Source organism: Aldersonia kunmingensis (assembly GCF_001646865.1).
In the GTDB taxonomy this organism is placed as follows: Bacteria; Actinomycetota; Actinomycetes; order Mycobacteriales; family Mycobacteriaceae; genus Aldersonia; species Aldersonia kunmingensis.
Map to the genome: position 1 here is coordinate 1 of NZ_LRRB01000233.1, position 8,660 is coordinate 8,660.

The 8,660-nt window shown below is 62.3% G+C and carries 11 protein-coding genes; 2 read left to right on the top strand and 9 right to left on the bottom strand.

Going from position 1 to position 8,660, the window contains the following annotated elements; translation table 11 throughout:
• From A8G08_RS18415 to A8G08_RS18440, 6 genes are all read right to left on the bottom strand, one after another.
• A partial coding sequence (locus tag A8G08_RS18415; protein WP_157108643.1) for a hypothetical protein occupies positions 1-207 on the bottom strand: 207 nt, incomplete at its 3' end.
• 72 nt (positions 208-279) lie between these two features.
• Complete coding sequence (locus A8G08_RS18420) at positions 280-549, bottom strand: hypothetical protein (RefSeq protein WP_068277351.1); 270 nt, start codon at positions 547-549, stop codon at positions 280-282.
• Between the two features lie 74 nt (positions 550-623).
• Positions 624-953: a hypothetical protein gene (locus tag A8G08_RS18425; RefSeq protein ID WP_068277354.1), complete on the bottom strand. Its 330-nt coding sequence runs from the start codon at positions 951-953 to the stop codon at positions 624-626.
• 145 nt (positions 954-1,098) lie between these two features.
• Entirely contained in the window at positions 1,099-1,398 is a 300-nt protein-coding gene (locus A8G08_RS18430) for a helix-turn-helix domain-containing protein (protein WP_157108644.1), read from the bottom strand.
• A gap of 285 nt (positions 1,399-1,683) precedes the next feature.
• Positions 1,684-2,814 carry a site-specific integrase gene (locus A8G08_RS18435; RefSeq protein WP_068277356.1) on the bottom strand — a complete coding sequence of 377 codons (1,131 nt, stop codon included), beginning with the start codon at positions 2,812-2,814 and terminating at the stop codon, positions 1,684-1,686.
• A 1,030-nt stretch (positions 2,815-3,844) separates the two neighbouring features.
• Positions 3,845-4,018 carry a CsbD family protein gene (locus tag A8G08_RS18440; protein WP_068277361.1) on the bottom strand — a complete coding sequence of 58 codons (174 nt, stop codon included), beginning with the start codon at positions 4,016-4,018 and terminating at the stop codon, positions 3,845-3,847.
• A gap of 746 nt (positions 4,019-4,764) precedes the next feature.
• Here A8G08_RS18440 and A8G08_RS18445 point away from each other — a divergent pair.
• Positions 4,765-5,352, top strand: a complete 588-nt coding sequence (locus A8G08_RS18445; RefSeq protein ID WP_245672889.1) for a phosphate-starvation-inducible PsiE family protein — start codon at positions 4,765-4,767, stop codon at positions 5,350-5,352.
• A gap of 104 nt (positions 5,353-5,456) precedes the next feature.
• Here A8G08_RS18445 and A8G08_RS18450 read toward each other — a convergent pair whose 3' ends face one another.
• The 3 genes from A8G08_RS18450 to A8G08_RS18465 all read right to left on the bottom strand — a co-directional run bounded on the left by A8G08_RS18450 (position 5,457) and on the right by A8G08_RS18465 (position 8,357).
• Positions 5,457-7,010 carry an adenylate/guanylate cyclase domain-containing protein gene (locus tag A8G08_RS18450; RefSeq protein WP_068277364.1) on the bottom strand — a complete coding sequence of 518 codons (1,554 nt, stop codon included), beginning with the start codon at positions 7,008-7,010 and terminating at the stop codon, positions 5,457-5,459.
• A gap of 374 nt (positions 7,011-7,384) precedes the next feature.
• The gene (locus tag A8G08_RS27805; protein ID WP_068277369.1) at positions 7,385-7,615 is read right to left on the bottom strand and encodes a hypothetical protein; all 231 of its coding nucleotides are present in this window, start codon (positions 7,613-7,615) and stop codon (positions 7,385-7,387) included.
• A 415-nt stretch (positions 7,616-8,030) separates the two neighbouring features.
• Entirely contained in the window at positions 8,031-8,357 is a 327-nt protein-coding gene (locus tag A8G08_RS18465) for a hypothetical protein (protein ID WP_068277372.1), read from the bottom strand.
• A 37-nt stretch (positions 8,358-8,394) separates the two neighbouring features.
• On the opposite strand from A8G08_RS18465, the gene A8G08_RS27240 reads away from it, so the two are divergent.
• Entirely contained in the window at positions 8,395-8,538 is a 144-nt protein-coding gene (locus tag A8G08_RS27240) for a hypothetical protein (RefSeq protein ID WP_157108646.1), read from the top strand.
• Positions 8,539-8,660 lie beyond the last annotated feature (122 nt).

Below are 8,660 nucleotides of genomic sequence, written 5' to 3' on the forward strand. Positions count from 1 at the left end.
CGCCCAACCGAGCGGTGGAGTCCCCACCGCGCGGCGTTTGGCGTTGTCCTCGGGGCGCAGCGTCTGCCATCCGTTCGGTCGGCGGAATTCTTTGCCGTTCACACCGGGCCACAACGGCATGAGCGCACAACCGAGCGCGTCGAGGTGATCGTGAAAGGCTTTCTCGGTGGCGAGCAGACGGGTATGCTCGGTAATCGAATCCCCCATGAGATTCGACCTTCCTTTCCAAGGTGATTGAAACCCCCGGCCTCACTCTTCGCGGCCGGGGGTTTCAATTTGTCAACTGGCAGGGCGTATCTGGTCCCGCCGCGCGGCTGCGGCCCGCGCGGCGAGAGCTTCACTTGCCTGTTCCCGTTCGCCGACACAATCGAGGTATCCGATACGGTCGGTGGCGTAACGCATTTCGCCGTCGATGAGAATGGCTGGCACCCAAACGAATCCGTTGCCTTTCGGCTTCGGTAGGTACCCGTGGCAGCGTAGTTCCCGGTAATCGTTGTAGCGGCAGACCAATTCGATGGTGGCCGGGCGGAAATCATCGGTGTGCAGCATCGCTGTGTTCCTTTCGAAAGTGAAAATGCTTGCGTACCAATGCTATCCGCAGGTGTTCCACTTTTCGATAGAGCTCAGGTCAAGAGTTCCGATTGCCGCACTCTGATTACCCGGTTGTACTCGTCGATCCGGTTCTCGACCTCCGCGAGGGTGTCGTCAACCTCGACATTCGAATACATCCAGCCACTGGCACCCCACGGGTAGAGCATGTTTTCACCGCGAGAAGCTTTGTGCCGCAGCATGTAACGTTGGAATCCGAATTCCTTCTGCTCGAATTCCGAGAAGCGATACAAGTCGTACCCCTGCTTGTGAGCCTTACCGGCGACCATGATTTCCTCGAGTTCGGTCCTGGTCTTTCCGAGGTCGAGCTTTTCGCCTGTCGCGGTCGGGTGAATGCGTTCCATGATCCTTTGTTCCTCTCCAAAGTGATTGCGTTGCAAGGTATTGGGCTGTCTTTCCGGTATCACCTCCTCTTCGCAACTCCGCATCGGCTGTGCTCCAGGTGTTCCACTGTGGAACACCTTTCCGCCCAACGACCGAAAAGCGCGTTCAACGCCGCGAGCGAACAACCTTGGCGGGCACATACCGAGAGCCGGTTTCTCGCGCTTCCAATGCGGCTTGAGCATCGCGCAGGCGGACACGAATCAAAGGGGAACCGGGCAGTCGTACCGCCGGTATCTCGCCACGGTCGAGCATGGTTCGCGCGGACTTGATACTGATTTGCCACATGTCGGCGAGTTGGGCAACGGTCAGCATCCGATCATTCTCGGGCAGAGTGTTTTTGGACATGGCAACGCCTTTCGCTCTTTCATGCGCAGGATTGGATTGCGGAGACAGTTTCGGCAGCATCGGGCCGGATTGTCACCAGCAATGCGGCCTCATGGTCGGTGGCGCTCCCGCCTACCGGCATCAATACCCGTGTCGCCACGGCCGCCCGGGAACCTCTGCCGTTCCCTTCGATCATCTTGTGTTGCAACGTGTTTGTGTTCGTAGGCTCGTTGCCCGCCTTGATTGATCGAGAACATTACGCGCACCGAAAGAGTCTGTCTATACCCATTTTCCGGCACATGACGCCGGACAAGGAAAGGGCCGCACCGGAGTAACGACATCCAGTGCGACCCTTGATAATTCGAACTACTTGGTGGTGCGGGACTTTCGAGGTTTCTTGGCGAGTGCGCCCAGCCGCTCGGCGAGTTCCTTACCGCGTTCCTCGGCGGCATGCTGATACTTCATCGCCATGACCGGCGAGGAATGTCCGAGCCGTTCCATCAATTCCTTGACGGTGTAACCACTTTGGGCGGCGAGGGTCGCACCGGAATGGCGCAAGTCGTGAAAACGTAAGTCCGGCTTGCCGATCGACCTTTTCGCCTTGGCGAAGATCGGATCGAACCGATGGTGCGGTAGCTGCCCGCCTTCGTCGGTGAACAGCAGGGCATCGTCATCGGGTCCAGTGTGCTCGCGTAGGTGGCGTTCCATCTCGGCGGACAAGAAGCTCGGCAAGTGCACATCACGCCTACCGGCGAAGGACTTCGTACTGCTCACGGTGAACTTGGAATGCTGGTAGCGGACCGCGCGCCGGACACGGATCAACGTGCCGTCGATGTCCCTGCGGCGAAGTTCGGAGACCTCACCCCAACGCAGGCCACCCCAGGACGCGAGAAGGACAGCGAGCCGGTATTGCTGCGGCATGGCATCGGCCAACTTCGCGATCTCGGCCGGTCCGAGCAACACAACATCGCGCTTACGTTCGGTCCGCATCGCCTTCTTGATCTTCGCCGGGTTCGCCTCGAGCAAGCCATCCTCGGTAGCGGTGCGCAGGATGGCATGCAGAAGGCTGTAGGCGTGCGCTCTGGCGGTCGGCGTGCCGGTATCCAACTTCGAGTACCAGGAACGCACAGCGGCGGCGTCGAGGAGGTCGACGCGCCTGCGTCCGAGCACCGGATCGATGTGGTTGCGGAGCAGTGCGCGGTAGTGGCTTCGGGTCGATTCCTTGATCGGGCGTTCCGTGATCCACGTGTCCGCGTAGGTCGAGAGCGTCGGCATGGTCGCGACCGTGAAGGGTTGCTCCTCGGGGGAGACCCAACGCCCGGTTCGTATGGCTCGGCGCTGCTCGGCGAGCCAAGCATCGGCATCGAGTTCGTCGGTGAAGGTGATCGATGCCGGATAGCGCACCTTGTCGGGTCCGATGTAGCTGGCTTGCCAACGGCGCGAAGGTAATTGACGTACGGCGCCGAAGGCTCGGCGCTGGCGTTTACGAGGAGGCATAACGGGTCTTTCTGGGCTGCGTGCGCTAACGTGCGATAGCGCGTTTCCCTTCGACTCTACCCGTTACCACTATTTGCCTTCGACGGTTCCACGAATGACTTTGTGTAGGTGGGTAAAACATTGGAACACCGGGGAAAGCTGAGGTGATCGTTTCCCGGCTTCAGACAGATTCAAATCCTGTCAGCCCGACAGAGTATGTATTTGTGCTGGTAAATGGACGTTTTCACGCTAGCGCGGCGGGGTTTCCAAGTTCAAGGTGCCTGAGACCGATTCGATGGGCTGCAGCGTTTCCCCAGGTCAGAGGCTTTGGCAGCACACTTGACTATCCACCGCCTGGTTATGTGCGCTGGGACCGCTCGATTGGGCCCGAAGCCGCTGTGGGGGAGACGAATTCGATCTTCTTGCGCAGAACTGGTAAGGAATGTGGCGTGTGAAAGGCGTTGTGAGGCAACGCTACTGCTGGTCCACAATGGGTCCACAAACGAGATTGCGGGCCGACTGCGCAGGCGAGAATCGGAAACACCCAAGGAACGGGATCGATGGCTCGTCGTTCAACCGTGCTCCCACAGCAAGGGCCCTTCGAGGTAGTTCGAGCCACCGTCTCGAGGCGCACTTGACCAAATCTAGGTGCGGCGGGCCGAAGACCGTCTGTCCGCCTGGATTTTGGCGCCGTGCCGTCGTGGATCCGACTGCGCCCCAGGAATTTGTTTGCCTCAACGCGTTTTGGTGGCGCGGGGCGTGGTCCCCGGGTGATCCCCAGTCTTGCGCGGCACGGTTATCTCGGGTCGGCGGCCTCGCGTCTCGCGAGCTTGCCGAGCCAATGGAACGCGGGCCGCGCACAGTGCGGCACCCACTTATGGGACGACTTCGAGGACGTGAAGGCCCGCAACCGGGATCCGGAATATTTCACTCAGGTGACATGCGCGCACGCCCAGAGTGCGGGCATGTCACCTGATACGACAAGCTCGACGGTTCGAACTAAGGAAGCGGCAAGAAAGCCGAACGATTCGGGAGCCGGGTTGCGGGTTCGCTACTTCTTAAAGGCGTCCTTGACCTTCTCGCCGGCATCTTTGAGATTGGACTTCGTCTGGTCGTTCTTGCCCTCGTTCTGAGTGCTCTTGTCGCCGGTGACCTTGCCGACCGCTTCTTTGGCCTTGCCGCCAAGATCTTGGGCCTTGTTCTTAGCCTTGTCCGTAGCGCTCACAGCATCTGCTCCTTTTCGCGATCGGCCTGCGATGGCCGATGTCGGAACACACCGGATACCTCGGACGCCGCTCGCCCAAACAGCGACCTCACCCTCTGGTCGGGGTCGCGGTGTTGCGTGGCCCGAGCGGGTTGCCGACACCGGCGCGCTCGTGGCCGGTCAGGTAGCGCTGAAGAGGTCGACGAGGGTGGCGGTGTCGGTGACCAGCGATCCGCCCGCGAAGCGCAGCGCGGCGTATGAGCGTTGCGCGGCATCGGCGTCGCCGGCTCCCGTTCAGCGGGCCGCTCGAACTAGGATCGGTGCGCTGCACCTGATGCACATCCGCCAGGGTGGCGTGACACCGAGTGCCCACCCGACCCTTCGGCATTTCGGTCGTTTATCGGCCGTCATCGATCGCGGTCGTCGTGTGCGTCGGTGGCGAGAATGGTCGGCGGGGCATGGGTGGTCGGGTGTCGCGATGGACATCGCGTATCGAACCTCAGTCGTTCTCGGCCGAGTGAAATAGGTTGACGTTGAGTGTGATCCGCGGGTCCGGTTCTTGCTCGCGATATGTATGGGTGACCTGATACGCGTCGACCGTGGCGTGGACGCGTCGCGGAGGGTTCTCGATAGGCGTTATCCCTCGATACGGGGCGTCGGTGCGGTGGTGACCTTCCGCCGGCGAGATGCACGGTCGATACGAGTGCGGGCTGTCCAGCGCACGTCGGTCCGCTGTTCAGCGACCGGCGGGCCCCGGCCGGGATATCGTGACTACCGTGCTCGGCGGCAGGTCTGCCGCTCCAGCCCGGGAGGTGGCGTTGACGAGGCGAGAGGACGACGAGGACGAGGAGAACCGGCAGCGCTTCGCCGACCGGGCTCTGGGATACGCCGAGGACGCGGTGTACTGGAGCATCGCAGCGCTCCTCGTTTGCGGGTCGGGCGTCCTGCTCGTTTCCCAAGTCAACACGTTCCTCCGGCTGCGGAACTTGCCGGCCAGTACGGTCATGCTGCAGCTGCTCGATAGCCTGCTGCTGGTCTTTATCTTTGTCGAACTGCTGTACGCCGTTCGGGTCTGCCTACGCTCGCGCGAGATCGCCGCCGAACCGTTCCTGATCGTCGGCATCCTGGCCGGAATCAAGGAGATCGTTGTGCTCTCCGTGGAGGCGGCGAAGCTGCTGGAGAAGGGTCCCGAGTTCTCCCGGGCGATCGTGGAGATCGGTGTGCTGGGCGTCCTGGTCCTGCTACTGGCTGTCGCCGCGTTCGTTCTGCGACAGCGGCGCCGGGACACCGAGGACGCGGGCGAAGCGGTGGCCGAAGAACAGGAGGCCGAGGAGAAGGGCCCCAAGTCGAAGTGAGCTGCGTGGTGGGCCCTGCGTCAGGGCGGGGGAATTGTCGGCGTGACCCATCGGCAACGTTTGTCACAATCACGGGCGCCGATCACCCGGTCCTGACACCACATCTACGTCGGAGGCTGCAAACGCCCTGAGCGCGTTTCGTGCCCAGGGTCGATGTCCGTGGGTGTGAAGATATTCGTGGTTTCTGAGCGGCCGCGCAGAACCGTGCTGCCGAACGCGGTCCAATGTCGCCGCTCCGGCGAATCAGCGCGGTCGAGGACCTCGGCTGAACACAGGATCCGCCGATCGCAGGTTTTGGCGAGATCGGCCAGCCGCGCGGCCGCGTTGACCGGGTCACCGATCACGGTGTACTCGTAGCGGTTTTCGGCACCGATGTTTCCGGCGAACACATGCCCTGCCGAAACTCCGATGCCGTAGTCGATGGGCAGGTGGTGGAGCTGAGCGCCCAACTCGCGCGCGGTTGCCAATGCTGACGATGATGCGCCGTTTGTCCGCAAGGGCGCGCCGAAGACGGCCAGCGCGGCGTCGCCCTGGAATTTGTTAATGAGTCCTTCCCGCTCGTCGACGGCGTTCACGACGATCTGGAAGAAGTCGTTGAGCAGTTCGGCGACCTGTTGCGGCGGCCGGCTCGCCGTCAACTGTGTCGAGCCCACGAGATCGACGAATAGAACCGCGGCCTCACGGACATCTCCTGACAGCGAGGTGCCCCCTTCGATGGCGCGACGTGCGACGTCTGGCCCGACGTGACGACCGAACAGGTCTCGCACACGGTCGCGTTCGGCGAGTCCAGCGACCATACGGTTGAATCCACTTTGCAGGCGCCCGATTTCGGAGCGCTCGGATACGCCGACAACGGTATCGATGTGTCCTTGTTCGACCTCTGCCATCGCGTCGACGACTTCACTGATGGGATCCGATATCGATTGCGATGTCAGGATCATCGTCGGTAGTCCGATCAGCACGGCCGCAAGCGACATGACCAGCACCGGGACATCGACCGAGGCGGTGACAGGAATGATCCAGCCGTTCGACCGCATGAGTATGAGCGCCGCGGTGACACCGCATGGCAGCACGCCGCACAACAACCACATGCTGATCAGGCGCGTTAGTATTCCCGGCGCCGTGACACCGGCCTCATAGCCCATGACGGCTGCAAGGATCGGGCGCAAGGTGCGATGAGTGAGCAGGAGCCCTATGCACGCAGCCGCAGATCCGCCGAATACCACACCCAGGAGGGTTGGCACCGCGACGCCGATCCCCCCGTCGAGATCGAGCAGGATAGAAATTCCGCCGCTCACGACCCACGTCGCCACCAGGATCGTCGATTGACGACTGATCAGTTTCGCCGCTGCCTGTTGTTCATTTGGGTAGGGTTCGCGCTCAGCAACCAACCAGCGCAGTACCGGCGTGATGATCAGGACACCGCCCACCGCGACCGCGAAGGATCCCAGAGCGACCAGCACGACCGCGGCGATCACATTGGTGAGCGTGAAGTAAGCGTGCGCTCCGCCGAGTGCATCACCACCGAGCGGTATCGCGATAGCGGTGGCCGCGGTTGCGGAAAGTAGATACGCGCACGCGAGGCGACTCGCGTATTGGATCGATAACCTGCCGGTAGTCGTTCGACGCACTCCCGCGATTGTCTTCGCCGAACTCATATGACGGTGTGCGCAGCTAGGTAACGCGCTACCCGCGATGCCGTGGACTTCACGAACGCCTCCGGTCAAGGGATTCCTGAAGGCGTCGCGCCGCAACCGACTGTTGGCCACCGCGCCCGGGCACAAACATTGGGACGAGGGCGGTCGCAACACCGGCGCCGGCGGTGGCTCGGACTTGGCGCTCCTCGCGCACGGGGTAGAAGTTGGGTCGCTCGTCCATCGGGGTCATCGTCAACCTCCGCGATCGGCTTAGCCAATTTTCGAAGCGTCTCGCGAATTTCCAGCAGAGTCAATCGTCAGGGAAGGCGGCGCGAAGGCGTGACCGAATGGAAGTAACTTGCCGCCACTGCGCGAGATGCTGGATCGCTGCACCCTCACGCCGTCGTGCGCGCGGACGGTGCGGGGTCGACCGTGGTGTCGACGTGGTTAATCGTAACGCCCGAAATGCGGCGATGGAGCACGGCGCAACCGTCCAGGGTGTCGCCGCAATCCAATTGGGTGTGCGCTTCTCGATGAACGCCTCGACGCATTTCAAGCGCGCTCCGGTCCATCATGTTGCACGCCATTGCTGCGGCAGCGTCCTCGTAGGCCGCCTCGATGCCCACGTTGAGTTGGCGTCTCGACCAAAACCGCTAGGCGAGCAACCTTCTGCCCCGTCGAGCGCTGTCGCTGTGGCTCGATCGCTGGAATGCGTGCAGATTCGGTGCGGTCTCCGGTTTCGTTGCCGCACACCGTGGTTGGCGATTGTTGCGATCCACCAACTGATCGCACATCGGTGGGGAGGGTGCGCGCTGGACCGGCCCGACTCGGGCGGGCGGCGGATCTGGGGATACTGCCCGCGCGGGGTGCGACCCGAGGATCGAACGGGGACGCTAGGACTGCGAGTACCTATCACCGGTTTGTCGTTGGACAGCTCCAGGCACGAGGTGCCGGCGGCGGAGGAGGAGGGCATGCGAACCGGGCCACACGGCGACTGCCTTGCCTTGACTGGAGACTTCCCTTCTCCGAACTCGTACGCCCTCAGCTTTCGGTGTCGTCCTTGTCGGACGCACTCTTAGCCTCGCTCTTGGCGATGTTGGTTTTGTCGTCGCCGCCGGATTTCGCGTCGTCCTCGGAATCGCGTGGTACTCGCGCAATTTCGCGAGCCACGTCGTCGTCGAGATCGAGCCCCGACTTCGCTTTGTATTGCTTCTTCACGGCGTCGGTGGCGTCGTCCTCGGATCCGCCCTTGGGGACGTCGAGGGTCTGTTCCAACGGATCGGTGCCACTGTCATTCGTATCGGTGTCCGACTTTTCCAGTTGTTCGTCGAGAGCTTTCTCGGCGTCGGGACTCAACTCGTATTTCATCTGCGCTCCTTCGTTGGCGCGAGATCGCCGCCAATGCGTGACCGTCGGATACCCGACGCGTGGCGGGACGAAACGGGTATGCCACGATCAGTTGATGGCCAGGCACACGGTCAATCCTGCGTCGGTCACCAGGGCGCACGCCCTGATCGACAGCAAGCAGTACGTGCTCGACAGCGACTGAGGCGAGGTGCAGCCGCTCGACGAGACGTCGTGAGGGGGGCGCGCGCCGATGTGGTCGCGACCCGCGTGCGATCGATGGGCGCGCACGCGATCCTCAGATCGTGGCTGACGCCGCCGTGGCCC

Coding starts and splice junctions, on each gene's coding strand:
- A8G08_RS18420 (WP_068277351.1), bottom strand. CDS start 549: ATGCTGCACACCGATGATTTCCGCCCGGCCACCATCGAATTGGTCTGC.
- A8G08_RS18425 (WP_068277354.1), bottom strand. CDS start 953: ATGGAACGCATTCACCCGACCGCGACAGGCGAAAAGCTCGACCTCGGA.
- A8G08_RS18430 (WP_157108644.1), bottom strand. CDS start 1,398: ATGCTGCCGAAACTGTCTCCGCAATCCAATCCTGCGCATGAAAGAGCG.
- A8G08_RS18435 (WP_068277356.1), bottom strand. CDS start 2,814: ATGCCTCCTCGTAAACGCCAGCGCCGAGCCTTCGGCGCCGTACGTCAA.
- A8G08_RS18450 (WP_068277364.1), bottom strand. CDS start 7,010: ATGAGTTCGGCGAAGACAATCGCGGGAGTGCGTCGAACGACTACCGGC.
- A8G08_RS18465 (WP_068277372.1), bottom strand. CDS start 8,357: ATGAAATACGAGTTGAGTCCCGACGCCGAGAAAGCTCTCGACGAACAA.